A 24,778-nucleotide genomic window follows, 5' to 3' on the forward strand; every position below is an offset into this window, starting at 1 on the left:
TCCGGGTGGCGCGGCCCGAAGGGGGAACCGGGGGCCGCGCCGGGGGGAGGATCAGAAGACGCTCTTGAACTCGTCGATGTTGCTGGCGTCGTAGGTGAAGGGCTCCGACATCGCCGCCTCGTTGTTGTCGTCGAGCGTGGCGGTGCCCATGCGGCCCATCGGGACCTCGGCGCCGGGCTCGGCGCTGGCGGTCTCGGTCGCCAGCGCGTGGGCGATCATCGTCGTGGCGTAGCCGAGATCGACCGGGTTCCAGATCGCGAAGCTCTTCGAGGCGCCGCTCTCGATCGCGCCCGCCATCTCGGAGGGCAGGCCGAGCCCGGTCACGTTGATCTCGCCGGCTTTGCCTGCGTCCTGCACCGCCTGCGCGGCGGCGACGATGCCCACAGAGGTCGGCGCGATGATCGCGTCGAGATCGGGGTAGGACTGCATCAGGCCTTGCGCCTCGCGGTAGGACTTGTCGGCGAGGTCGTCGCCATAGACCGTCGCGACCACCTCGATGTCGGGGTACTGGTCCATCACCTTGTTCATCTCCTCGATCCAGATGTTCTGGTTCGTGGAGGTCGAGGTGGCCGAGAGCAGCGCCACCTGGCCGCCCTCGGGCAGCTGGTCGGCGGCGAGCTTGATGATGGTCTGACCGATCAGCTCGTTCGAGGAGGGCGAGAGATGCATCTCGCGGCCCTCGGGCGCGACGCCGCTGTCCCAGGAGATCACGGTGATGCCGCGTTGCATGGCGCGCTTGAGCGCGGGCACCAGAGCATCGGGATCGTTGGCCGAGACCGCGATCGCGTCGACCTGCTGCGCGATCAGGCTGTTGATCACCTCGATCTGCCCCTCGGCGGTGGTCGAGGTCGGGCCGGTGTAGATGATCTCGGTGTCGCCCAGCTCCTCGGCGGCCTCCTCGGCGCCGCGCGCGGCGGCCTCGAAGAAGCCGTTGCCGAGCGACTTCACGACCAGCGCGATGCGCAGCGGCTCCTGCGCCAGCGCCGTGCCGCCCATCAGCGTGGCGGCCAGCGTCAGCCCGGCCGCGAATGTCGTCCTGATACCCATGGTCTTCCTCCCTGAAAAACGTCCCGACGCCCTGGTGTCAGCCCGCGGCGCCGGCCTCCCGTTGCGCGGCCGAGACCTCGGCCACCACCAGCCGCACCCCTGCCTCCTCCAGCATCCGGGCGTGGCGATCCTCGATCCGGTCGTCGGTGACGACGGTGGAAATCTTCGACAGCGGCCGCACGATCAGGCTCGAGCGGCGGCCGAACTTCGTGGCGTCGACCAGCACCACCAGCTCCTCGGCCTGGCCGATCAGCTTCTCCTCGGCCTGGATGATCAGCGGGTCGGCCTCGGTGACGCCGAGCGGGCCGATGCCCTGCGCGCCCATGAACATGCGCCGCGCCTGGAAGTTGCGCGTCACGTCGTTGTCGAAGGGCGACAGGATGATGTTCTGCTCGCGGTAGATCGTGCCGCCCGACAGCATCACCGTGTTCTTGGACTGGTGCAGCAGGTGCTCGGCGATCGGGAAGCTGTTGGTGAAGACCTGCAGCCGCCGGTTGGCGAGCGGATGCACCATCTGGAAGGTGGTCGTGCCGCCGTTGATGATGATCGCCTCGCCCTCCTCGCACAGCGCCACCGCGGCGCGGCCGATGGCGCGCTTCTGGGCGATGTTCTGCGTGGCATTGAGCGCGAAGGGCCGCCCGGTCAGGCCCGAAATCGTCGGCGGCGTCAGCGCCTCGGCGCCGCCGCGCACCCGGCGCAGCTTCTTGGCCATGTGCAGCTGCGCGATGTCGCGCCGGATCGTCGCCTCGGAGGCCTCGGTCAGCTCGACCATCTCGGCCACCGTCACGACGGGGCGCGACTGGACGGCGGAAAGAATGACGCGATGGCGTTCGGTTTCGTGCATCTGGGGCCTCCCTTGCGACCCAGACTGCGGCAGGCCGCCACGTGTGTCAATCATTTTCGATCATGACTGATCGCTATATGCTCAATCGTGATCGTTAATGATTGACTTTGAGCGCCCGCTGCGCGACACAGGATGCGATCGGAGGGGGCCGCGCCGGCCCGAAAGGGAGGACATCATGCTGCAGGAAAGCCCCGAATCTCGCATCGAGAACCGCTGGGACGACGCCCGCGCCGAAGGGATGAGCGAGAGCGACAAGCTGCTCTACCGCTCGAACCTGCTCGGTTCGGACAAGCGGGTGACCAATTACGGCGGCGGCAACACCTCGGCCAAGGTGACGGAGACCGATCCGCTCACCGGCGAGGCGGTCGAGGTGCTCTGGGTCAAGGGCTCGGGCGGCGACATCGGCTCGATGGCCAAGGACGGCTTCGCCACGCTCTACATGGACCGGCTGCGCGCGCTGAAGGGCAAGTATCGCGGGGTCGAACACGAGGACGAGATGGTCGGCTACCTGCCGCACTGCACCTTCGCGCTGAACCCGCGCGCGGCCTCGATCGACACGCCGCTGCACGCCTACGTGCCGCGCCGGCATGTCGACCACGTCCACCCCGACGCGATCATCGCCATTGCCGCCTCGGCCGACAGCAAGGCGCTGACGCAGGAGATCTTCGGCGGCGAGATCGGCTGGCTGTCCTGGAAGAAGCCGGGCTACGAGCTGGGCCTGTGGCTCGAGAAGTTCTGCCTCGACAATCCCGAGGCCAAGGGCGTCGTGCTGGAAAGCCACGGGCTGTTCACCTGGGACGACGACGCCAGGGCCTGCTACGAGACGACGCTTCGCATCATCAACACCGCGATCGGCTGGTTCGAGGGCAGGACGAGGGACGTGCCGGCCTTCGGCGGCGCCGTGCACAGGCCCCTGCCGTCCGAGGAGCGGCGCGCCGTGGCCGCTAGGCTGATGCCGGCGATCCGCGGCATGATCTCGAAGGAGCGCCACAAGCTCGGCCATTTCGACGACAGCGAGGCGGTGCTCGAATTCGTCAACGCGCGCGACATGCGCGACCTCGCGGCGCTCGGCACCTCCTGCCCGGACCATTTCCTGCGCACCAAGATCCGGCCGCTCGTGGTGGATTTCGACCCGGCGAACCCGGATGTCGAGGCGACGCTCGCCGGGCTCGAGCAGGCCATCGCCGCCTATCGCGACGACTACGCCGCCTATTACGAGCGCTGCCGCCACGACGACAGCCCGGCCATGCGCGACCCCAACGCCGTGGTCTACCTCGTGCCCGGCGTCGGCATGATCACCTTCGCGCTCGACCGCGCCACGGCGCGGATCTCGGGCGAGTTCTACGTCAACGCCATCAACGTGATGCGCGGCGCCGCTGCCGTGAGCGAATATCGCGGCCTGCCCGAGCAGGAGGCCTTCGACATCGAGTACTGGCTTCTGGAGGAGGCCAAGCTCCAGCGCATGCCGAAGCCCAAGAGCCTCGCCGGGCGGGTGGCCCTCGTCACCGGCGGCGCGGGCGGCATCGGTGCGGCGACGGCGGCGCGCTACCTTTCCGAGGGCGCCTGCGTGATGCTGGCCGACATCGACGCCGGTGCCCTGGAAGAGGCGCGCGCCGGCCTGGCGCGGAAGTTCGGCCCCGACGTCGTGCGCGGCGTCGAGGTGAACGTCACGGACGAGGCGGCGGTGGCGCGCGCCTATGCGGAGGTGGCGGTGGAATTCGGCGGCGTCGACATCGTGGTGTCGAACGCCGGCATCGCCTCCTCGGCGAAGGTCGAGGACACCTCGCTCGAGCTGTGGAACCGCAACATGGACATCCTGTCCACCGGCTATTTCCTGGTCAGCCGCGAGGCGTTCCGGCTCCTGAAGACGCAAGGTATCGGTGGCGCTCTGGTCTTCGTGGCCTCCAAGAACGGTCTCGCCGCCTCGCCCGGCGCCTCGGCCTACTGCACCGCCAAGGCGGCCGAGATCCATCTCGCCCGCTGCCTCGCGCTCGAGGGCGCGCCCGACGGCATCCGCGTCAACGTGGTGAACCCCGACGCGGTGCTGCGCGGCTCCCGGATCTGGCAGGGCGAATGGCTCGACCAGCGCGCCGGCACCTACGGCACCGACAAGGAGGGGCTGGAGGAGATGTATCGCCAGCGCTCGCTGCTGAAGCGGTCGGTGCTGCCCGAGGACATCGCAGAGGCCTGCTATTTCCTGGCCTCCGAGGCCAGCGCCAAGTCGACCGGCAACATCCTCAACGTGGATGCCGGCAACGTCCAGGCCTTCACGCGCTGAGCCGGGCAGGGGAGGAGAGAGACATGATCGACAAGGGCATCATCGAAGCCTCGAACGACGAGCGCGAAGCAGGGCTGCGCGCCGATTACGACGCGCTGGCAGAACAGCTCGACCGGCGCGGCATCGACATCGCGGGCATCAAGGACAAGATCGCGGGCTTCGGCATCGCCATCCCAAGCTGGGGCGTGGGTACCGGAGGCACCCGCTTCGCCCGCTTCCCCGGCCCGGGCGAGCCGCGCGGCGTGTTCGACAAGCTCGACGATTGCGGCGTAATCCACCGGCTGACCGCGGCGACGCCGCGCGTCTCGCTGCACATCCCGTGGGACGAGGCCGACCCGGCCGATCTCAGGGCCAAGGCCGAGGAGACGGGGCTCGGCTTCGACGCCATGAACTCCAACACCTTCTCCGACCAGCCGGGGCAGGCGCTGAGCTACAAGTTCGGCTCGCTGTCGCATGTCGACGCCGCCGTCCGCGCGCAGGCGGTCGAGCACAACCTGCACTGCATCGCGCTGGGGCGGGAGATCGGCTCCAGGGCCCTGACGGTCTGGGTCGGCGACGGCTCGAACTTTCCCGGCCAGACGCATCTCGCCCGACAGTTCGACCGCTACCTCGATGCTACGAAGGAGATCTATGCCGGGCTGCCCGGCGACTGGCGGCTGCTGACCGAGCACAAGATGTACGAGCCGGCCTTCTACTCCACCGTCGTGCAGGACTGGGGCACCAACTACCTGATCGCGCAGGAGCTGGGCGAGCGCGCGCAATGCCTCGTCGATCTCGGCCACCACGCGCCCAACGTCAACATCGAGATGATCGTCGCGCGGCTGGCGCGGTTCGGCAAGCTGGGCGGCTTCCACTTCAACGACAGCAAGTACGGCGACGACGATCTCGACACCGGCGCGATCGACCCCTACCGGCTGTTCCTGGTGTTCAACGAGCTGGTCGAGGCCGACGGTCCCGGCTTCGAGCCGATGCACATGCTCGACCAGAGCCACAACGTCACCGACCCGATCGAGAGCCTGATGGTCTCGGCCACCGAGGTGCAGCGCGCCTACGCGCAGGCGCTGCTGGTGGACCGCGCGGCGCTGGCCGGGTTCCAGGAGGGCAACGACGCGCTGATGGCGACGACCACGCTGAAGCGCGCCTTCCGCACCGATGTCGAGCCGATCCTCGCCATGGCGCGGCTCGAGGCGGGGGCGGCGATCGATCCGGTCGCGGCGTTCCGGGCCTCGGGCTACCGCGCGCAAGTGGCGGAGCAGCGCCCGGCGGTGGCGGGCGGCTCGGGCGGCATCGTCTGAGCCCTCAGCGCACCGCGTATAGGCCGCGTCCGACGCTGAGGCCGGTGGCGGTCTCGGCGATCGAGGCGGCGTCGATGCCGTAATGGCGGTAGAGATCGGCGATGCTGCCGGTCTGGCCGAAATGCTCCACCCCGAGCGATACGGTGCGATGCCCCGCCACCGCGCCGAGCCAGGCCAGCGTCGCCGGGTGGCCGTCGATCACGGTGACGATCCGGCAGTCGCGCGGCAGGTCGTCGAGCAGCCGCTCGGCCTGGCTGCGAGCGCCCGTGGCGCCGCGCGCCCGCGCCCGCTGCGCCGCGGTCCAGCCGGCGTTGAGCCGGTCGGCCGAGGTGACGGCCAGCACACCCACGTCGCGCCGCGCATCCGAGAGCATGCCGGCGGCGCGGATCGCCTCCGGCGCGATCACGCCCTGATAGGCGATCACCACCTCGCAGTTCGGCCCCGGCGGCCGCAGCCAGTAGGCGCCGTCGATCGCGCCCTGCCGGAAGGCGTCGTCGTGGCGCCGGCCCGGCTGCTCGATCGGGTTGGTCGAGAGCCGCAGGTAGACCGAGCCGCCGGTCTCGTCGCGGAGCCATGTCCGCTCGTCCGGGTCTCCCGCGCCGTCGCGCTGCAGGTAGTCGAAGGCCCAGTCCATGATCACCGACAGCTCGTCGAGGAAGGCCGGCTCGAAGGCGGCGAGACCGTCCTGGCTCATGCCGATCAGCGGCGAGGCGATCGACTGGTGCGCGCCGCCCTCCGGCGCCAGCGTCACGCCCGATGGCGTGCCGACCAGCAGGAAGCGCGCGTCCTGGTAGCAGGCGTAGTTCAACGCATCGAGGCCGCGCGCGACGAAGGGGTCGTAGACCGTGCCGACCGGGATCAAACGCTTGCCGAACAGCGCGTGCGACAGCCCGGCCGCGCCCAGAAGCAGCATCAGGTTCATCTCGGCGATGCCAAGCTCGATGTGCTGGCCCTCGGGCGCGAAGTCCCATTTCGCGGTGGAGGGGATTTTCTGGGCGCGGAAGGCATCCGCGCGCGCGGAGCGGGCGAAGAGCTTGCGGCGGTTGACCCATGGCCCGAGGCTGGTGGTGCCGGTCACGTCCGGCGAGGTGGTCACGAGCCGGTCGGCGAGATCGCCGCCCTGTTTTGCCAGCGCGTCGAGGATCTTGCCGAAGCCCGCTTGGGTCGAGGCCTCGCGCTCGGGCGCGAGCTCGATCCGCTGGGCGGGGAGGCGGGCATCGCCGCGCCGCCGCGATCCGCCCGCGAAGAACGGCACGCGGTCGAGCCAGTCGCGGAAGCCCGCCTCGTCCGCGACGGCGGCGAAGCGGTCCCATTCCGCGCCCTCCGGCACACCCATGTGGCGCTGCCATTCGGCCATCTGCGCCTTGGTCATCAGCCCGCCGTGATTGTCCTTGTGCCCGGCGATCGGCGTGCCCCAGCCCTTGATGGTGTAGGCGAGGAAGCAGGTCGGCCGGTCATGGTCGATGGCTGCGAAGGCACGGGCCATGGTCTCGACGCAGTTGCCGCCGAGGTTCTCCATCAATGCCGCCAGCTCGGTGTCCGAGCGCCTCTCGATCAGCGCGCTGACCTCGCCCTGGTCGCCGAGATCGTCGAGCAGCCGCTTGCGCCAGACCGCGCCGCCCATGAAGGTCAGCGCCGCGTAGTCCTGGTTCGGGCAGGCGTCGATCCAGTCGCGCAGCGCGGGCCCGCCCGGCTCCTCGAAGGCGGCGCGCTGCAGCACCCCGTGCTTGAGCCGCACCACCTCCCAGCCGAAGGCGTCGAAGATCTTCTCGATCCGCTGCCACAGCCCCTCGCGCACCACGCCGTCGAGCGACTGGCGGTTGTAATCCACCACCCACCAGCAATTGCGCAGGTCGTTCTTCCAGCCCTCCTGCAGGCACTCGTAGACGTTGCCCTCGTCGAGCTCGGCGTCGCCCATCAGCGCGATCATCCGGCCGAGCGGCATGTCGCGGCCCCAGTCCTTGGAGGCGACGTAGTCCTGCACCAGAGAGGCGAAGGCGGTGATGCCGACGCCGAGACCCACCGAGCCGGTGGAAAAGTCGACCTCATCGCCGTCCTTGGTGCGCGACGGGTAGGACTGCACCCCGCCCCAGCCGCGGAAGTTCTGCATCCGCTCGAGGTCCTGCCGGCCCATCAGGTATTGCATGGCATGGAACACCGGCCCGGCATGGGGCTTCACCGCCACCCGGTCCTCGGGGCGTAGCGCGGTGAAGTAGAGCGCCGCCATGATCGATACCATCGAGGCCGAGGAGGCCTGGTGGCCGCCAAGCTTGATCGCGTCCGCCTTGGGGCGGATGTGGTTGGCGTGGTGGATCATCCAGTGCGACAGCCACAGCAGGCGCTGCTCGGCGGTCTTCAGATGCGTGGCGTCCATCGGTGTCCTCCCTGCGGCGGCCCTCCCCGGCCGCCGGTGGCGTCGCTGCGGATCATCGGCCGGCCGGTCCGGCGCGGCAAGCGGGGTCAATGCGCGGTCGGCAGGCGCGCGCCCTCGGCGTCGAACAGGTGGATGCGGTCGCGCATCAGCCGCAGCCCGACCCGGTCGCCGGGGCGCAGGTCGACATTGCCATGCACCCGCGCCAGCAGCAGGCCGATGCCCTCGGCCTCGGTGAAGACGTTGGTGTCCGAGCCGAGCCGCTCGATCACCTGCGCCTGCGCCGCGATCTCGCCCTCCTCGGCGCTCACCAGCTCGAGATGCTCGGGCCGGATGCCGAGCTGCGCGGCAGAACCCGGCCCCGGCAGGGTCGCGCCGTTGCCCAGGCGCAGCCCCGCCGCATCGGCGGCGAGGTCGAGCAGGTTCATGGTCGGCGAGCCGATGAACTGCGCGACGAAGCGGTTGGCGGGCCGGTCGTAGAGCTCGAGCGGCGTGCCGACCTGCTGGATCACGCCGCCATTCATCACCACGATCCGGTCGGCCAGCGTCATCGCCTCGACCTGGTCATGCGTGACGTAGACCGTGGTGGTGCCGAGCCGCTGATGCAGCCGGGCGATCTCGAGCCGCATCTCGACCCTGAGCGCGGCGTCGAGGTTCGACAGCGGCTCGTCGAACAAAAAGGCCTGCGGGTCGCGCACGATGGCCCGGCCCATTGCGACCCGCTGCCGCTGCCCGCCCGACAGCGCCTTTGGGAAGCGTTCCAGCAGCCGGTCGAGCCCGAGCGTGCGCGCCGCAGCGGCGACCGGACCCTCGCGCTCGGCCGCGGGGCGGCGGCGGATCTCCATCGAGAAGCCCATGTTGCGGGCCACCGACATGTGCGGGTAGAGCGCGTAGCTCTGGAACACCATGGCGATGTCGCGATCGCGCGGCGGTACCTCGTTCATCCTCCGGCCGCCGATGCGGAACTCGCCGCCGGTGATCGGCTCGAGCCCCGCGATCATCCGCAACAGCGTGGACTTGCCGCAGCCCGAGGGGCCGACCAGCACGACGAATTCCCCGTCGGCGATGCTCAGCTCGATGTCGTGCAGCACCTCCAGCCCGCCATAGGACTTGCGCAGCGCTCTCAGCTCCATTCCGGCCATGGCCTATCCCTTCACGGCGCCAGAGGTGAGCCCCTGGACGAGGTAGCGCTGGATGAACAGGAAGAAGAGGCAGGAGGGCACCAGCGCCAGCACCCCCGCGGCCATCATCTGGCCCCAGTCGACCGAGAACTTCGACACGAAGGTCAGAAGCCCCACCGGGAAGGTCATCGCGTCGTTCGAGTTGATCAGCATCAAGGCGAACAGAAGCTCGGACCACGCGGCGGTGAAGACGAAGCCGAGCGTCGCCCCGAGGCCGGGCAGGGTGAGCGGCAGGATCACCACCCTGAGCGCCTGCAGCCGGGTGCAGCCGTCGATCATCGCCGCCTCCTCCAGATCGCGCGGGATGCCGTCGAAGAAGCTCTGCATCAGGAAGGTCGCGAAGGGGATGTTGAAGGCGGTGTAGACCACGATCAGCGAGGTCAGCGAGTTCAGTAGCCCGATCGCCGCGACCAGCTTGTAGATCGGCGCGATGATCATCAGCAGCGGGAACATCTGGGTCAGCAGCATCAGCGCCACCACCCAGCGCTTGCCGCGGAAGGCGAAGCGCGAGAAGGCGTAGCCCGCGGCGGCGGCGATCAGCGTGGTCGCGGCCGCGGTGCTGAGCGAGACGATCACCGAGTTGCGGAAATAGGCCATGAAGTCGGACTGGAAGATCACCGTCCGGAAGTTGTCGAGCGTCAGCTCGGAGGGCCAGAGCGCGGTGCCGTCGCTGAAGATCAGCGCGTCCGGCGTCAGCGCGATCTTCAGAAGCCAGTAGAGCGGGAACAGCGCGAAGGCGACATAGGCCGCGATGGCGGCATACTTGCCGGCGACGAGGGCGGGCGGGGTGCGGCGAAGCGCGGCCATCAGACGCGCACCAGCTTTTCGCGGACCACCAGCAGGATCACCGCGTAGACCATCAGCACGCCCAGGAGCGCCACCGCGATCGCCGAGGCATAGCCGAAGTCGAGCTTCCGGAAGGCGGTGGTGAAGACGTAGGTGGCGAGGATCTGGGTCGAGTTCGCGGGCCCGCCGCCGGTCATCACGTAGATCAGGTCGGCGAAGTTGGCGATCCAGATCGCCCGCAGCATCACCGTGATCGCGATCATCGGCCCGAGGAAGGGCAGGGTGATCTTGGTGAAGCACTGCCAGCGCGAGGCGCCGTCGATCTCGGCCGCCTCGTAGAGCTCGGAGGGGATCGACTGCAGCGCCGCGAGCAGGGTGATGGCGAAGAACGGCACGCCGTACCAGACATTGGCCAGGATCGGCCCCCAGAGCGCGGTGTCGGGGTCGCCGAGGATGTTGTAGGGCTCGGACAGAAGGCCGAGCGCCGCGGCCCAGTGCGGCAGCGGGCCGATCACCGGGTTGAACAGCCACGACCAGGTCAGCGCGATCAGGAAGGTCGGCACCGCCCAGGGCAGGAACACCAGGGCCTGCACAAGCCGCTTGCCGTGGAACTGCGTGGACAGCAGCAAGGCCAGCCCGAGGCCGAGCCCGAACTGCAGCGTCACCGAGCCGAAGGTCCACCAGAAGGTGTTGGACATCGCGGTCCAGAACCGGCCGTCACCGACCAGCGTCTCGAAGTTCTCGAGCCCGACGAAGCCCGCGTCGAAGGGGCGCAGCAGGTTGATCGACTGGAAGGCGTAGGAAATGCCGATCGCCAGCGGGATCAGCATGACGAAGCAGATCAGCAGCAGCGCCGGCGACAGGTAGAGATAGGGCTCGACCGCGTAGCGCAGCCAGGCCCGGGCGAGGCGCGCCCGGGGCATCCCGGGCGCGTGCTCTGCGTGGGTCGCGCTCATTGCGCGGCTTGCCACTTTTCGTATTCCTCGGTCAGCAGCTCGGCCCAATGGTCGGCCATCTCCTGCGCCGAGATCTCGCCCAGCAGCGCCTGCTGCGAGGTCTCGAGCGCGACGCTGTCGGCGAAGTAGCCGAAGCCCTCGAGATAGGTCGGCATGATGGTCGGCACGTAGGCCGGGTCGTTGAGCTCCTTGAACCAGCCGGCGAACTGCTCGGTCTGGAAGTAGGGGTCCTGGTCGGCGCCCTCGTGGATCGGGATCACGCCGACGCGCTTGGCCCAGGTCTCGTTCTGCTCGGGGGCGGAGAGATGCGCGATCAGCTCCCAGGACGCGTCGGGATGCTCGGTGCTCTCGAAGGCGGCCCAGCCGGCATAGCCGATGGTCGGGAAGGCCTTGCCCGAAGGGCCGACCGGCATCGGCGCGACCGCGAAGCTCTCGGGGTCCATGCGCTCGGACACCGCGATCAGCGCGTCGGGGTCCTGGTCGAGGAAGGCGCAGGTGCCCGAGTAGAAGCCGGCGACGATCTCGTTGAAGCCCCAGCCGACGCTGTCACGCGGGGCGTTGCCCTCCTGGTACATGTCGATCAGGAACTGCAGCCCCTCGACGCTGCCCGGCTCGTTCAGCCGGCTCTTGCCGTCCTCGGTGAAGAACTCGTTGGTGCCGTTCATCGCGGCGGCCATCATGATCCAGCCGTTCAGCCCGCCCGGCCCGCCGCGCAGGCAGTAGCCGGACTTGCCGTCGAGCTCGGAGACCGCGGCCGCGGCCTGCATGAACTCCTCCATGGTCTCGGGCGGGCCCTCGACCCCGGCCTCGGCCAGCAGCTCCTTGTTGTAGAACATGGCGCGCAGGTAGAAGCCGTAGGGGATCTCGCGCAGCCGGCCGTCGGCGGTCTGGCTGCCCATGGCGACGGTCTTGTCGGTCAGCGTGTCGCCGTGCTCCCACGCCGCGACGCGGTCGGTCAGGTCCATCAGCTGGCCGCTGCCCGAGTAGAGGGCGAGCCAGCGGTCGGGCATCTCGACCACGTCCGGCACGTCGCCGCCGGCCACCATGGTCGCCAGCTTCTCGAAGGCCTGGCCCCAGGGCAGCGACACGATCTCGACGCTGTGCCCGGTTTCGGCCTCCCAGGCCGAGACCATCTCCTGCAGCGTCTCGGTGCGCTCGGGCGAGGTGATCACCTCGACCAGCTTGAGATCCGCCGCCCCGGCCGCGCCCGCGGCCATGATGATCGCGAGCGCCGAGGCGCCCAGTAGCTGTTTCATGTCGTCTCCTCCCTGATTGTCGTTGCGCGGCCGCCCTCTTTTCGGGGTCGTGTCCGCTCGGTCACGTTCAGCCCGTGGCCACCTCCAATGCCTGCATGAAGTCCTCCCAGAGATCCTCGGCCCCCTCGAGCCCGAGGCTGAGCCGCACCAGCCGCGGCGGCACGCCGAAGCGCTGCGGCGCGTTCTGCTCGCCGGCCTGCCGCAGCGTGATCGCCGCGGGCACGACGAGGCTCTCGAACCCGCCCCAGCTCACGCCGAGGCGGAAGATCTTCAGCGCGTCGGCGAAGCGCGGGATGTCGACGTTCTCGGCGAACTCGACCGACATCAGCCCCGAGCGACCGCGCAGCCCCGGCACGGCGTTGGCGCCGGGCGAGCGCACCCGCGTCACCTCGGGCCGCGCGGCCAGACGGTCGACGAAGAGATCGGCGGTGCGGCCGTGCTGGCGCATCCGCGCCTCGAGCGTGCGCAGGCCGCGCAGCAGCAGCCAGGCCTCGAAGGGGGCGAGCTTGGCGCCCAGAAGCGGCAGCGTCAGGTCGCGCAGACGGGCGACCAGATCGGCCCGGCCCGCCACCACCCCGGCCACCGTGTCGGAATGGCCCGAGATGTATTTCGAGGCCGAATGGATCACGAGGTCGATGCCGAGCGCCACCGGGTTGAGCAGCGCCGGCGTGGCCCAGGAGCTGTCGATCACGGTGGTCACGCCGTGGCGACGGGCATGGCCTGCCACGGCGCGCAGGTCCATGACCTCCATCATCATCGAGTTCGGGCTCTCGAGATAGGCCAGTCGCGCCCCGGCCAGAAGCTCGGGCTCGGCTTCGAAGGCCTCCGGCGTGTGGTAGGTGATCTCGACGCCCCAGGGCCGCAGCATCCGCTCCATCAGCCGGTAGCTGTCGGGGTAGACATGGGTGATGCAGGCGATGCGGTCGCCGGGCTTCACCAGCGCGAACAGGGTAGAGGCCACCGCCGCCATGCCGGAGGCGAAGCCGACCGCGGCCTCGGCCCCCTCGAGCCGCGCGATCATCTGCTCGAAGGCGCTGACGGTGGGGTTCTGCACCCGGCTGTAGAGCGGGCGGTCCGAGCGTCCGGCCATCCGGTCCTCGAACTCGGCGTAGCTGGAGAAGCCGAACAGCGAGCTTTGGTAGATCGGCGGGGTCATCTCGCCATAGGCGCCGTCATGCGGCGTGGCGAGCAGGCTGTCGAGGCCGTCGCCGCCCGCGCTCATGCCTGTTCCTCCCGCGCGGTGACGGCCGCCGCGGCGGCGGTGACCTCGTCGAGGATCTGCGCCATCAGCCCGGCGGCGGCCTCCGCCTCGCCGGCGACGATCGCCTCGGCCAGCGGCCGGTGCAGCGGGATCGAGGCATGGCCCAGCTGCGCCTGGCCGAAGGGCGCCTCGTAGATGTCGTGGAAGGCGCGCTGCAGCTGGCCGATCAGCTGGCCGAAGAGCGGGTTGCCGGTGGCGGCGTGGATCGCGGCGTGGAAACGGTGATCGATCGCGCGCCAGTCCTCGCCGGCCTCGTAGACCGCCATCAGCTCGAGCATCAGGCCGCGGATCTCGTGGCGCTGGCGTTCGTCGGCCTCGCGCGCCGCGATCCGCACCGCCTCGATCTCGAGCGGACGGCGCACCGCGAGCGTGCGGGCGAGGCTCTGCGCCTCGAGCGTGACCGAAAGCGGCAGTTGCAGGGCGTGGCCCGAGATGTCGGTGGCCAGCACCGTGCCCGCGCCCTTGTTGCGCGTGACGATCCCCATCGCCTCCCAGGACTTGATCGCCTCGCGCACGGTGCCGCGGCCGAGGCCGAGCCGCCGCGCGAGATCGACCTCGGCCGGCAGGCGATCTCCGACGCCGAGCTTTTCGGCGTCGATGATCTGCAAGAGCGCATCCATGACTTGCCGTTGCTTCTGCGATGCCGGGGCGATCTGATCCATGGGTCTTCCTGTCAACGTCGTCACAGCCTCGCATATTGTCCGACATAGTCAACAATTATGTCGGACAATGTTTGTACGGGCCTCGAAGGGCGGGAATTTGGAGTCCGGGCGGGGGAGGGCCGGCTGTCGTGCTGGCGGGCGGGGCCAAAGCCGTGCAGGCAGAAAAGATCGGCTGTGACGGCGGGATGCCCGGTCTAGGGTAGGCCGGCATTCGGCCCGCACGCGGCCGCGTCCAACGATGTTTCGCTTTATAGAGGCTCGCTCGGCCCGACCGGCGGGGTCGACTACAAGGGCGACCTCGGGGTGGTGATCGGCCACAAGGCGCAGCACGCCGGCCGGAACGAGACGATGCGCTGCGTCGCCGGCTACGTGATCGTGAACGAAGTGACCGCGCTCGAGCTGGTGACGACGCTGAACGGTGAAGAGCGCCAGCGGGCGGTGATCCGCGACCTCGTCTTCGACATCCCGGTGCTGATCGAGGCCCTCACCGCCATCGGCACGCTGTCGAACCCGATCGCGCAACCGCGGCCCGCCGTGCCCGCCGGGCGCGGGCGACGGGCCGACGGCCGGGGCTCAGGCCCCGCCGCCCTCGGTGCCGCGGGATGTACCTGTGAGGTAGACCTCGATCCGCGCGGCGGCGTTGACGAGGTGACGCTCGGCCGCGCCCGCCGCGCCGGGCGCGTCGCCCTCGGCGATCGCCCGAAAGATCGCGCGATGCTCCTCCTGCACCGCGTCGAGCAGGTCGACATGGTTGGCGCGGGTGTTGGTCCGGGCCTGCCGGATCACGTTGCGCGCACCGAATTCGAGGTGCTTGCACAGGGCCTGGAAATGCGGGTTGTGCGTCGCCTCGACGATGGCCTGGTGGAACTGGAAATCCTCCTCGTCGCCGAGCTCGTCATTGGCGATCGCGAATTCCATGCCCACCAGCGCGCGCTTGATGCGCTTGAGGTCCTCGTCGGTGCGGTGCAGGGCCGCCAGCCGCGTCGCCGCGACCTCGATCGCGACCAGCAGCTCCATCGCCTGCTCGAGCGCCTCGCGGTTGCTCACCGCGAAGTTCTGGATGCGGAACGAGCTGGTCGCGTTCTGCGCGGTGACGAAGACGCCGCTGCCGGCGCGCGAGGCGACAAGCCCGTCGGACTTCAGCTTCGACAGCGCCTCGCGCACGACCGGGCGGCTGACGGCGTACTCCGCGCAGAGCAGCCGTTCGCTCGGCAGCCGGTCGCCGACCGCAAGCTCTCCGTTCAGGATCTTGCGGGCCAGATCGCTCGCGATCTCGTCCGGCAGGTGGCTGCCGGCCGCGGCGGTGCGCGTGGATCCGTTTCTGCTCATCCGCGACATCTCCAAAGCGAGCGGGGGGTCATGGCTTCAATCATACGAAATTGGCCAGACAGGTCAACTTGAGAGAATAATAAAGCAATAGAAGTAACTTAAGTGATAAATCTCAGGGCATTATACCCTGATATCAGGCATCATGGCTTTTTGGCCAGACGGGTAGTTGACCTGTAAGACCAGTCATGCCAGCGTCTGGACCGGGATCGGGAGGATTCCGGGATCAAGTTTCTTTCGGGGAGGAAGACATGACGTTCAGTTCGCTTGTCCGCGGCACCGCCGCCAGCGCGCTTGTCCTGATGGCCGGTTCGGCCGCGGCCGAGCCGCTCAAGATCGCATTGGTGGAAACCCTGTCGGGCCCGCAGGCCTCGACCGGCCTGCTTTACCGCTCGGCCGTCCAGTACGAGATCGGCAAGCTGAACGAGCAGGGCGGCTTCGGCGGCGAGGAGATCGTGCTGGCCGAGTACGACAACCAGGGCGGCCCAGTCGGGGCGGCCGACCGGGTCCGGGCGGCGATCGCCGACGGCGCGCAGATCATCCTGCAGGGCTCGTCCTCCGCTGTGGCCGGTCAGGTCACCGAGGACGTGCGCAAGCACAACCTGCGAAACCCCGGCAACGAGGTGCTCTACGTCAATCTCGGCGCCGAGGCGATGGAGCTGACCGGCGAGAAGTGCCACTTCTACCACTTCCGGGTCAGCCCCAACGCCGCGATCCGCGTCGGCACGCTGGTCGAGGGCATGCGCGAGGCCGACGCGCTCGGCGAGCGGGTCTACGCGATGAACCAGAACTACTCCTGGGGCGTCGACGTGCAGGAGAACACCAAGGCCGCCGCCGAGGAGATGGGCTTCGAGGTGGTCGAGGAGACGCTGCACGACGTCAACAAGATCCAGGATTTCGCACCCTACGTCGCCCGCATCCAGGCCGCCCACGCCGACACGGTGATCACCGGCAACTGGTCGAACGACCTGCTGCTGCTGATGAAGGCCGCGAGCAGCGCCGGCCTCGAGGCGCGCTTCGGCACCGCCTTCCTCGACCAGCCCGGCAATGTCGGCAATGCCGGCGCCGTCGCCGAAGGGCACTTCGTCTCGACGCCGTTCAACGCCGAGACCAACCCCGATCTGTCGGGGCCCTTCGTCGAGGACTACAAGGCCGCGACCGGTCACTACCCCTCCTATGTCGAGCCGGCGGCCGCCTTCGGCATCCGGCTGCTCGGCGAGGCGCTCGGCCAGGTCGAGCCGACCGAGGCCGGGGTCGACGTGACCGCGCTGGCGCAGGCGCTCGAGACCGTCTCGATCGAGACCCCGATGGGCGAGCTCTCGATCCGCCCCGAAGACCACCAGGCTGTGCTGCCGATGGTCGTCCAGACGGTGAGCCGCGACGCGGTCTACAAGGCCGACGACACCGAGTTCGGCTTCAAACCGGTCAAGCTGATCTCGGCCGAGGACGCCGCGGCGCCGGTGCAGGACAGCTGCGAGATGCAGCGTCCCGGCTGATACCGGACACCCCACCCTAGGACAGCTTCGGTCCGCCCGTGCCCGCCGCGGCAGGGCGGACCGCACCCGAACTGCAGGGAATGGCAGAGCCATGGACCAACTCGTCTTCGCATTGCTCAACGGCACGATCTACGGGCTCTTGCTCTTCATGGTCTCGGCCGGTCTGACGCTGATCTTCGGCATGATGGGCGTGCTCAACTTCGCCCATGCGTCCTTCTACATGCTGGGCGCCTATTTCGCCTACACGCTGGAGCCGCTGACCGGCTTCTGGGCCGCGATCCTGCTCTCGCCGCTCCTGGTCACCGGCATCGGCGTGCTCGTCGAGAAGTTCATCCTGAGGCGGGTGCACGCCTTCGGGCACGCCCACGAGCTGCTCGTGACCTTCGGCCTCTCCGTCGTGATCGCCGAGCTGATCAAGATGGGCTACGGCAACTTTCCGGTCGACTACCGGGTGCCGCCGGAGCTGCGCTTCGCGGCCTTCTCGATCTCCGGCATCGACTACCCGTTCTACCGGCTGTTCATGGGGGCGATCGCGCTCGTCATGTTCGCCGCGATCTACCTGCTGCTGACCCGCACCCGCGTCGGCATCGTGGTCCGCTCGGCCATCTACCGGCCGCAAATGGTCGAGGCGCTCGGGCACAACGTGCCGCTGGTCTTCATGGGCGTGTTCGGCGTCGGCGCCGGGCTGGCGGGGCTGGCCGGCGCGGTGGCCGGGGCCTTCTACACCACCAACCCCAACATGGCGCTCGAACTCGGCGTGGTGGTCTTCGTGGTGGTCGTGGTCGGCGGCCTCGGCTCGATGGGCGGCGCGATGCTCGCCTCTCTCCTGATCGGCATCACCAACTCGCTGGCGGTGGGCAGCAATCTCAGGCCGGCCGATCTCTTTGCGCTGGTAGGACAGCGCGACTGGGCGGAGCAGATCGGCGGGCTGATGACCGTGCAGCTTTCGAGCCTCGCGGCCACGCTGCCGTTCCTGATCATGCTGATCGTGCTGGTGGTCCGGCCGTCCGGTCTCATGGGCGAGAAGGAATAACGCCATGAAAGCCAAGATTTTCCTCGTCGCGATCGCGGTGGCGGTGCTGGTCGCGCTGCCCTGGCTGGTCTCGACCCCGCTGCTCAACGCCGCGGTGCAGATGCTGATCGCCGCGCTCTTCGCAATGGCCTTCAGCTTCCTGTGCGGCCGGGCGGGCATGCTGAGCTTCGGCCATGCCGCCTATTTCGGCATCGGCGCCTTCGCCGCGGTGCACGCGATGAACGCCTTCGGCGGCGCGGGCCTGCTGCCCACCCCGCTGCTGCCGCTGGTCGGCGCCGGGACCGGGCTGCTGGGCGGCCTGATCGCCGGCTACTTCGCGACCAAGCGCACCGGCGTCTACTTCGCGATGATCACCCTCGCCCTGGCCGAGCTGCTGCACGCGCTGGCGCCGCACCTCAAGGGCACCTTCGGCGGCGAGGCGGGGATCTCCTCCTTCCGGATGCCGGCCTGGGGCTTCACCTTCGGCTCGGTCACCGAGGTCTACTTCCTGACCCTGGCCTGGGTGCTGCTCTGCATCGGCCTGCTGTGGCTGCTCGGCCTGACGCCGCTCGGCCGCCTCGCGCTCGGCCTCAGGGAAAACGGCCACCGGCTGCGGTTCCTAGGCTACAACGTGCACGCGCTGAGCACGCTGGTCTTCGCGGTCTCGGCGATGTTTGCGGGCGTCGCGGGCGCGCTGCAGTCGCTCAACATCGAGGCGGCGAACTACGTGGTGCTCGAGGCGCATGTCTCGACCTCGGTGGTGCTCAACAGCTTCATCGGTGGCGTCCGGGTCTTCCTCGGGCCGGCGATCGGCGGCGCGGCGATGACCTTCTTCGGCTACATCACCGCCGATCTCACCCGGGTCTGGCTGCTCTACCAGGGCATCATCTTCGTGCTGGTCATGATGTTCCTGCCGCGCGGTCTGGTCGGCGAGCTGGTCGAGCGCTTCTCGGGCGGCGAGCGCCGGTCCGGCGGCACGGCGCTGCTCGACGGCGGCTGGCGACTGGCCGGCTTCGCCATGGCCGCGGCGGGCTGCGTCTTCCTGGTCGAGTTCCTGCAGCGCTTCCTGTCGACCGGCTACCGCGCCACCGCGACGGGCGAGAACTGGCCGCCGATCGAACTTATGGGCTTCGACTGGTCGCCGGGGTCCCCGCTCACCTGGCTGCTGCCCGCGGCGCTGCTCGCGGCCGGGCTGTGGCTGCTCGGCGCGGCCAACAAGCGGGCGGCCGCACAACAGGAGGCGCTGGCATGAACGACACCGTCCTGAAATTCGAGAACGTCCACAAGTCCTTCGGGCCGGCCCACATCATCCGCGACGTCGATCTCGACGTCCACCGGGGCGAGCGCCACGCTGTGATCGGCCCGAACGGGGCCGGGAAATCGACCCTGTTCCACCTGTGCTCCGGGCAGTTCGCTCCCAGCAGCGGCCGGATCCTGCTCGACGGCGAGCAGATCAGCGGGCTGCGTCCGGCCGAGGTCAACCGCCGCGGACTGGCGCGCTCCTTCCAGATCACCAACATCTTCCCCGGCATCACGGTGCACGAGAACCTGCGCCTCGCGGTGATGCGCAAGCACGGTCTGCAGTTCAGCTTCTGGCGCTTTGCCGGGCGGCTCTCGGCGGTCAATGCCGAGGTCGAGGATCTGCTCGATCGCCTCAGGCTGACCGCGCGCGCCGGCACGCTGGCGAACCAGCTATCCTATTCCGAGCAGCGCTCGCTCGAGATCGGCATGACGCTGGCCTCGGACCCGAAGCTCATCCTGCTCGACGAGCCGATGGCCGGCATGTCGCAGGAGGAGACCGACTACACCGCGGATCTCATCCGCGAGATCACGCGCGGCCGGACCCTGCTCATCGTCGAGCACGACATGAGCGTGGTCTTCGCGCTGGCCGACCGGATCAGCGTGCTGGTCTACGGCGAAATCATCGCGACCGGAACCCCCGAGGAGATCCGCGCCAACGCGCAAGTGAAGGAAGCTTATCTGGGCGAAGAGGTCGCGGCATGAGCGAGGCGATCCTGTCGGTGCAGGGCCTGCACGCGCATTATGGCAAGAGCCACATCCTGCAGGGCGTCAACTTCGACGTCGCGCCGGGCGAGGTGGTCAGCCTTCTGGGCCGCAACGGCTCGGGCCGTTCGACCACGATGAAGTCGGTCATGGGGCTGGTGCCGCCCAGCTCTGGCCGGGTGCTGCTGCGCGGCGAGGATCTCGCCGGCCAGCGCAGCTTCACGGTCTGCCGCCGCGGCATCGGCTACGTGCCGGAAGAGCGGGACATCTTCCTCAACCTGACCGTCGACGAGAACCTCGAGATGGGACGTCAGCGCGGTCCGGAGGGCGCGACGCGCTGGGAAGTGAAGGAGATGTTCACCTACTTCCCGCGCCTCAGGGAGCGCCGCAACACCCGGGCCGGCAGCCTGTCGGGCGGCGAGCAGCAGATGCTCACCATGTGCCGGTCGCTGCTCGGCAACCCGCTGGTCATGCTGATCGACGAGCCGACCGAGGGTCTCGCCCCCAAGATCGTCGCGGTGGTGGGTGAGGTCATCGAGGACATCAACCGGCGCGGCGTCTCGGTCGTGCTGGTCGAGCAGAAGCTCTCGATCGCGCTGAAGGTCTCGAACCGGCTCTGCGTCATGGGCCACGGCCAGATCGTGTTCGAGGGCACGCCGGCCGAGCTCGAGGGCCGGCCGGACGTCACCGAGGAATGGCTCGCCGTCTGAGGCGCGCAGGGAGGATTGCGAAGATGAGGATGACGGCACCGATGGAGGCGGGTCTCGCCGTGCGCGACCTCGACCGGATGCTGGCCTTCTACCGGGAGGCCTTCGGCTTCGAGACGGTCGCGGACGTCCATGTTCCGGCCGAGAAGGCCCGGGCCGCGGCGCTGAGCCGGGGCGGGTACCGCGTCGTGCGGCTGCAGACGCCCCGTGGCGAGCGGATCAAGCTCCTGGCGCCGGACACGCCGCCCGCGGCACGGCCGGAGCCGACCGAGATGATCCTCGACCGTGCCGACGGCGCCTATCTCACCTTCATCGTCGACGACCTCGGCGACGTGGTGGCGCGCGCCGTCGCGGCCGGGGCGCGGCCGATGACAGGCGACGATCCGGTCGAGGTGCGGCCCGGTACCTACCTGGCCTTCCTGCGCGACCCGGAGGGGCATGTCTTCGAGATCGTGCAATACGCCGACATCGCCGCCTACCGTCCCGATCTCGCGGGGCCGGCGGCATGATGTTCGATTTCAGCGGCCGCACCCTGCTGCTCACCGGGGCCAGCGGCGGCATCGGGCGGGCGGTGGCCGGGCTGTTCCGCGCGGCCGGCGCCAACCTCGTGCTGGCCGATCTCGACCGCGACGCGCTCGCCGCGACGGCGGCGGATCTCGGGCCCGGCCGTGGCCGGCTCGCGACGCTGCGCCTCGACGCGGCCGAGCCCGCCGACGCCGAGGCCGCCGTGGCGGAGGCCGAGGCGATGGGCGGCATCGACTTCCTCGTGCCGGCGGCCGGGATCTACCTCGCCGAGCCCTTCGCCGGGATGACTGACGCGCAGTGGCGCCGCACGCTTTCGGTCAATCTCGACGGGGTCTTCTACCTGACCCGCCGGGCGGTGCCCTGTCTCAGGGACAATTCCAGCATCGTGAACCTGACCTCGCTCGCGGCGCATCGGGGCGCGGTCAGCAACGCGCATTACGCCGCCTCGAAGGGCGCGCTCGAGGCGTTCTCGCGCAGCCTCGCGCGTGAACTCGCCCCGCGCTGCCGGGTCAACGCGGTGGCGCCGGGCGTGATCGAGACACCGATGACGCGAGTCCTGATAGCGCAGCGCGGCGCCGAGACCCTGAGCGGCACCCCGCTCGGCCGGTTCGGCACCGCGGACGAGGTCGCCTCCGTGGTCGCCTTCCTGTGCAGCGACGCCGCCAGCTTCGTGACGGGAGAGACCCTGCACGTAAATGGCGGCCTCTACATGAAGGGCTGACGGCGATGGCAATTCGGACACTGCGGAACACGGCACGCTGCCGGAACGCCGCGCGAGGACGGGGGACGCGATGACGGGGCTGCTCGAGGGAAAACTGGCGCTGGTGACCGGCGCCGGGCGAGGGCTCGGCGCGGCGATCGCGGAGGGCATGGCGCGCTCCGGCGCACGGCTCGTGCTGGTCGATCGCGACCCCGACGGTGTCGCGGCCGTCGCCGCGCGGCTAGAGGCGATCGGCGCGTCCGCAATGCCCGAGCTGCTCGACGTCACCGACCGCGCCGCGGTGCGGCGCCTCGCGGCACAGATCCTCGAGCGCGAGGGCGGTCTCGACGTGCTGGTGAACAATGCCGGCGTGGCGGGGCGCGCCGGCTTCGACAGCGAGGAATGCGCCGAGGTCTGGGACCGGACCATGGCCGTCAATCTCGAGGGAACCTTCAATATGTCGCACGCCTTCGTGCCCGCGCTGAAGGCCGCGAAGGGCAATGTCGTGCACCTGTGCTCGGTCGCCGGCTTCGTCGCCGGCGGCTCGACCGCCGGATACGTCGTGTCCAAGGGCGCGGTGCGGTCGCTGACCCAGGTCATGGCGCGGGACCTCGCGCCGCACGAGGTGCGGGTCAACGCCGTCGCGCCGGGGATCATGATGAGCGAGATGGCGGTGGCGCAGCTCGCCCGGCCCGGCGGCGCCGACTGGTTCCTCGACCGGGTGCCGATGCGGCGGATCGGCGAGACCCGCGAGATCGTCGATCCGGTCGTGTTCCTTGCCTCGCCGATGGCCGGCTACATCACCGGCGCCGTGCTGCCGGTCGATGGCGGCTTCCTTGCCGCCTGATCCGATTACCGAACTGGAGGCCGCAATGCCCGATTTCACCGATCTGACCCCGATCTCCACCTGGCGCGAGATCGCGGCCTCGGCCGAGGACCGCACCGCGCTGGAGCCCGGCCTCGGCCGGACCATGCTGGTGCAGGCGCACCTGATCCGCGCCTTCGAGGAGAAGGTGCTGGAGCTGGCCGGGCAGGGGCTTGTGCACGGCCCGGCCCATTCCGCGATCGGCCAGGAGGGGGGCGCCGTGGGCTCCGCCCTGGCGCTGCGCCCGAGCGACCAGGTGAACGGCTCGCACCGCGCGCACCACCAGTTCCTCGCCAAGGCGCTGGCCTATGTGGCGCCGGACGGGATCGACCCGGAGGCCGGTTTCGACGAGACGATCCGCTCGCTGTCGAAGCGCACGTTGTCGGAGATCCTCGGCCTCGCCGAGGGTTTCTGCAAGGGCCGCGGCGGCTCGATGCACCTGCGCTGGTCCGAGGCCGGCAATCTCGGCACCAACGCGATCGTCGGCGGCGGCGTGCCGATGGCCGCGGGCGCGGCCTGGGCGCATCGGCGGGCCGGCAAGGGCGACGTGGTCTACACCTATTTCGGCGACGGCGCGGTGAATATCGGCTCGGTGCTCGAAACGATGAACATCGCCGCAGCCTGGAAGCTGCCGATCTGCTTCTTCATCGAGAACAACCGCTACGCGGTCTCCACCCATGTCGAGGAATGCACCGCCGAGCCGCGGCTGTCCTCGCGCGGGCAGGCCTTCGGCATCCCCGCCTTCAAGGTCGACGGCATGGACACGCTGTCGGTCTACCTCGCCGCGCAGGAGGCCAATGCGATCATGCGCACCGGCCGCGGCCCGACGATCATCGAGGCCGACGTCTACCGCTACTTCCACCAGAACGGCGCGCTGCCCGGCTCGGCCTTCGGTTATCGCAGCAAGGAGGAGGAGGCCGAGTGGCGCGGGCGCGACCCGCTCGACCGTCTCGGCGCCGACCTGCAGGACCGGCAGATCATCGGCAGCCAGGCGATCGAGGATCTGCGGGCTAACTGCACCGGCCTGATGGACGAGATCGCCGGTGAACTGGTCGAGACGGTCGATGGCCAGCGTCGCATCGTGCCGGCGCTCTGGCCCGAGGAGAACTTCCGCGATTTCGGCCTGCGCGGCGACCTGTCGGAATTCGAGGGCGCGCGCTTCGAGGAGGAGGCGAGCTTCTCCGGCAAGCTGAAGAAGGACGTGAAGTTCATCGACGTGGTCTCGCGGGTGATGGCGCGGCGCATGTCCGAGGACGACCGCATCGTCGTGCTCGGAGAGGACGTGCACCGGCTCAAGGGCGGCACGAACGGCGCGACGCGCGGCCTGTCGGAGGAGTTCCCCGACCGCGTGCTCGGCACGCCGATCAGCGAGAACGCCTTCACCGGCCTCGCCGGCGGCATGGCGGCGGACGGCCGGGTGCGCCCGGTCATCGAGTTCATGTATCCCGACTTCATGTGGGTCGCCGCCGACCAGGTGTTCAACCAGATCGGCAAGGCGCGCCACATGTTCGGCGGCGACAGCGCGATGCCGCTGGTGCTGCGCACCAAGATCGCGATGGGCACCGGCTACGGCTCGCAGCATTCGATGGACCCGGCGGGCATCTTCGCCACCGCGCCGGGCTGGCGCATCGTCGCGCCCTCGACTCCGTTCGACTATGTCGGGCTGATGAACTCGGCGCTGCGCTGCGAGGATCCGGTGCTGGTGCTCGAGCACGTCGATCTCTACGCCTCCAAGGGGCGCGCGCCGGTCGAGGATCTCGACTACTGCATCCCGCTGGGCAAGGCGCGACTCGTGCGCGAGGGGCGGCGCGCCACGATCCTGACCTATCTCGGCATGGTCGAGACGACCCGCGCGGCGGTCGAGCGCCTGGGCATGGACGCCGAGGTGATCGACCTGCGCAGCCTCGACCGGGCCGGGCTCGACTGGAAGACGGTCGAGGCCTCGATCCGAAAGACCGGCAACGTGATGATCGTCGAGCAGGGCGCCTCCGGGACCTCCTACGGGGCCTGGCTGGCCGACGAGCTGCAGCGCCGCTGCTTCGACTGGCTTGACCAGCCGATCAAGCGGGTCACCGGCTCGGAGGCCTCGCCCAGCATCTCGAAGGTGCTCGAGGCGGCGGCCTGCGCGCGGCCGCAGGATGTCGAGGCCGGGCTGCGCGAGCTGATGTCCGACCAGGGCCTGAAGCTGGCCGCCGAATAAGGAGAC

Annotated in this window: 21 protein-coding genes and 1 pseudogene; 12 read left to right on the plus strand and 10 right to left on the minus strand. The window is 69.4% G+C overall.

The window, feature by feature from the left end; genetic code table 11:
- Nucleotides 1–51: 51 nt before the first annotated feature.
- The gene (gene rhaS / locus BLT43_RS13130) at nucleotides 52–1,047 is read right to left on the minus strand and encodes a rhamnose ABC transporter substrate-binding protein (protein WP_090113543.1); all 996 of its coding nucleotides are present in this window, start codon (nucleotides 1,045–1,047) and stop codon (nucleotides 52–54) included.
- Nucleotides 1,048–1,084: 37 nt separating this feature from the next.
- Nucleotides 1,085–1,891, minus strand: coding sequence for a DeoR/GlpR family DNA-binding transcription regulator (locus tag BLT43_RS13135; RefSeq protein WP_090113545.1), 807 nt, complete (start codon nucleotides 1,889–1,891; stop codon nucleotides 1,085–1,087).
- A 175-nt stretch (nucleotides 1,892–2,066) separates the two neighbouring features.
- Between BLT43_RS13135 and BLT43_RS13140 the strand changes: the two genes are divergently transcribed.
- Nucleotides 2,067–4,169, plus strand: a complete 2,103-nt coding sequence (locus tag BLT43_RS13140; RefSeq protein WP_090113546.1) for a bifunctional rhamnulose-1-phosphate aldolase/short-chain dehydrogenase — start codon at nucleotides 2,067–2,069, stop codon at nucleotides 4,167–4,169.
- 23 nt (nucleotides 4,170–4,192) lie between these two features.
- On the plus strand, nucleotides 4,193–5,464 hold the full coding sequence (gene rhaI / locus BLT43_RS13145) for an L-rhamnose catabolism isomerase (protein ID WP_090113547.1): 1,272 nt from the start codon (nucleotides 4,193–4,195) through the stop codon (nucleotides 5,462–5,464).
- 4 nt (nucleotides 5,465–5,468) lie between these two features.
- Here rhaI and BLT43_RS13150 read toward each other — a convergent pair whose 3' ends face one another.
- The 7 genes from BLT43_RS13150 to BLT43_RS13180 form a co-directional block, all read right to left on the minus strand.
- Nucleotides 5,469–7,838 (minus strand): transketolase-like TK C-terminal-containing protein, encoded by a 2,370-nt coding sequence (locus tag BLT43_RS13150; RefSeq protein ID WP_090113549.1) that lies wholly within the window; start codon nucleotides 7,836–7,838, stop codon nucleotides 5,469–5,471.
- A gap of 86 nt (nucleotides 7,839–7,924) precedes the next feature.
- Nucleotides 7,925–8,977 (minus strand): ABC transporter ATP-binding protein, encoded by a 1,053-nt coding sequence (locus BLT43_RS13155; protein WP_090113551.1) that lies wholly within the window; start codon nucleotides 8,975–8,977, stop codon nucleotides 7,925–7,927.
- A gap of 3 nt (nucleotides 8,978–8,980) precedes the next feature.
- Nucleotides 8,981–9,823 carry a carbohydrate ABC transporter permease gene (locus BLT43_RS13160; RefSeq protein ID WP_090113553.1) on the minus strand — a complete coding sequence of 281 codons (843 nt, stop codon included), beginning with the start codon at nucleotides 9,821–9,823 and terminating at the stop codon, nucleotides 8,981–8,983.
- Nucleotides 9,823–10,758: a carbohydrate ABC transporter permease gene (locus BLT43_RS13165; RefSeq protein WP_090113555.1), complete on the minus strand. Its 936-nt coding sequence runs from the start codon at nucleotides 10,756–10,758 to the stop codon at nucleotides 9,823–9,825. Before BLT43_RS13165 ends, BLT43_RS13160 begins: the two co-directional genes overlap by 1 nt.
- Entirely contained in the window at nucleotides 10,755–12,014 is a 1,260-nt protein-coding gene (locus tag BLT43_RS13170) for an ABC transporter substrate-binding protein (protein ID WP_090113556.1), read from the minus strand. The genes BLT43_RS13165 and BLT43_RS13170 overlap by 4 nt, the downstream gene beginning before the upstream one ends.
- A 67-nt stretch (nucleotides 12,015–12,081) precedes the next feature.
- On the minus strand, nucleotides 12,082–13,236 hold the full coding sequence (locus tag BLT43_RS13175; RefSeq protein ID WP_090113558.1) for an aminotransferase class I/II-fold pyridoxal phosphate-dependent enzyme: 1,155 nt from the start codon (nucleotides 13,234–13,236) through the stop codon (nucleotides 12,082–12,084).
- A complete protein-coding gene (locus BLT43_RS13180) occupies nucleotides 13,233–13,937 on the minus strand; it encodes a FadR/GntR family transcriptional regulator (RefSeq protein ID WP_090113560.1) in 705 nt (234 codons plus the stop codon). The genes BLT43_RS13175 and BLT43_RS13180 overlap by 4 nt, the downstream gene beginning before the upstream one ends.
- A gap of 267 nt (nucleotides 13,938–14,204) precedes the next feature.
- Between BLT43_RS13180 and BLT43_RS19500 the strand changes: the two are divergent.
- Nucleotides 14,205–14,321 (plus strand): annotated as a pseudogene (locus BLT43_RS19500) (fumarylacetoacetate hydrolase family protein); the annotation flags it as partial.
- Nucleotides 14,322–14,510: 189 nt separating this feature from the next.
- Here the strand turns inward: BLT43_RS19500 and BLT43_RS13190 are convergent.
- On the minus strand, nucleotides 14,511–15,266 hold the full coding sequence (locus BLT43_RS13190; protein ID WP_090113784.1) for a FadR/GntR family transcriptional regulator: 756 nt from the start codon (nucleotides 15,264–15,266) through the stop codon (nucleotides 14,511–14,513).
- A 248-nt stretch (nucleotides 15,267–15,514) separates the two neighbouring features.
- On the opposite strand from BLT43_RS13190, the gene BLT43_RS13195 reads away from it, so the two are divergent.
- From BLT43_RS13195 to BLT43_RS13235, 9 genes are all read left to right on the plus strand, one after another.
- Entirely contained in the window at nucleotides 15,515–16,759 is a 1,245-nt protein-coding gene (locus BLT43_RS13195) for a branched-chain amino acid ABC transporter substrate-binding protein (RefSeq protein WP_090113561.1), read from the plus strand.
- A gap of 91 nt (nucleotides 16,760–16,850) precedes the next feature.
- Entirely contained in the window at nucleotides 16,851–17,792 is a 942-nt protein-coding gene (locus BLT43_RS13200) for a branched-chain amino acid ABC transporter permease (RefSeq protein ID WP_090113563.1), read from the plus strand.
- A 4-nt stretch (nucleotides 17,793–17,796) separates the two neighbouring features.
- Nucleotides 17,797–19,023 (plus strand): branched-chain amino acid ABC transporter permease, encoded by a 1,227-nt coding sequence (locus BLT43_RS13205; protein WP_090113565.1) that lies wholly within the window; start codon nucleotides 17,797–17,799, stop codon nucleotides 19,021–19,023.
- Nucleotides 19,020–19,775: an ABC transporter ATP-binding protein gene (locus BLT43_RS13210; protein ID WP_090113567.1), complete on the plus strand. Its 756-nt coding sequence runs from the start codon at nucleotides 19,020–19,022 to the stop codon at nucleotides 19,773–19,775. Before BLT43_RS13205 ends, BLT43_RS13210 begins: the two co-directional genes overlap by 4 nt.
- Entirely contained in the window at nucleotides 19,772–20,485 is a 714-nt protein-coding gene (locus BLT43_RS13215) for an ABC transporter ATP-binding protein (RefSeq protein WP_090113568.1), read from the plus strand. Before BLT43_RS13210 ends, BLT43_RS13215 begins: the two co-directional genes overlap by 4 nt.
- 23 nt (nucleotides 20,486–20,508) lie before the next feature.
- Nucleotides 20,509–20,991 (plus strand): VOC family protein, encoded by a 483-nt coding sequence (locus tag BLT43_RS13220; RefSeq protein ID WP_207497547.1) that lies wholly within the window; start codon nucleotides 20,509–20,511, stop codon nucleotides 20,989–20,991.
- Nucleotides 20,988–21,728, plus strand: coding sequence for an SDR family NAD(P)-dependent oxidoreductase (locus tag BLT43_RS13225; protein WP_207497549.1), 741 nt, complete (start codon nucleotides 20,988–20,990; stop codon nucleotides 21,726–21,728). Before BLT43_RS13220 ends, BLT43_RS13225 begins: the two co-directional genes overlap by 4 nt.
- Before the next feature lie 70 nt (nucleotides 21,729–21,798).
- The gene (locus BLT43_RS13230; RefSeq protein ID WP_090113569.1) at nucleotides 21,799–22,554 is read left to right on the plus strand and encodes an SDR family NAD(P)-dependent oxidoreductase; all 756 of its coding nucleotides are present in this window, start codon (nucleotides 21,799–21,801) and stop codon (nucleotides 22,552–22,554) included.
- A gap of 25 nt (nucleotides 22,555–22,579) precedes the next feature.
- Entirely contained in the window at nucleotides 22,580–24,772 is a 2,193-nt protein-coding gene (locus BLT43_RS13235; RefSeq protein WP_090113571.1) for an alpha-ketoacid dehydrogenase subunit alpha/beta, read from the plus strand.
- Nucleotides 24,773–24,778 lie beyond the last annotated feature (6 nt).

The organism is Limimaricola pyoseonensis (assembly GCF_900102015.1).
GTDB classification, from domain to species: domain Bacteria; phylum Pseudomonadota; class Alphaproteobacteria; order Rhodobacterales; family Rhodobacteraceae; genus Limimaricola; species Limimaricola pyoseonensis.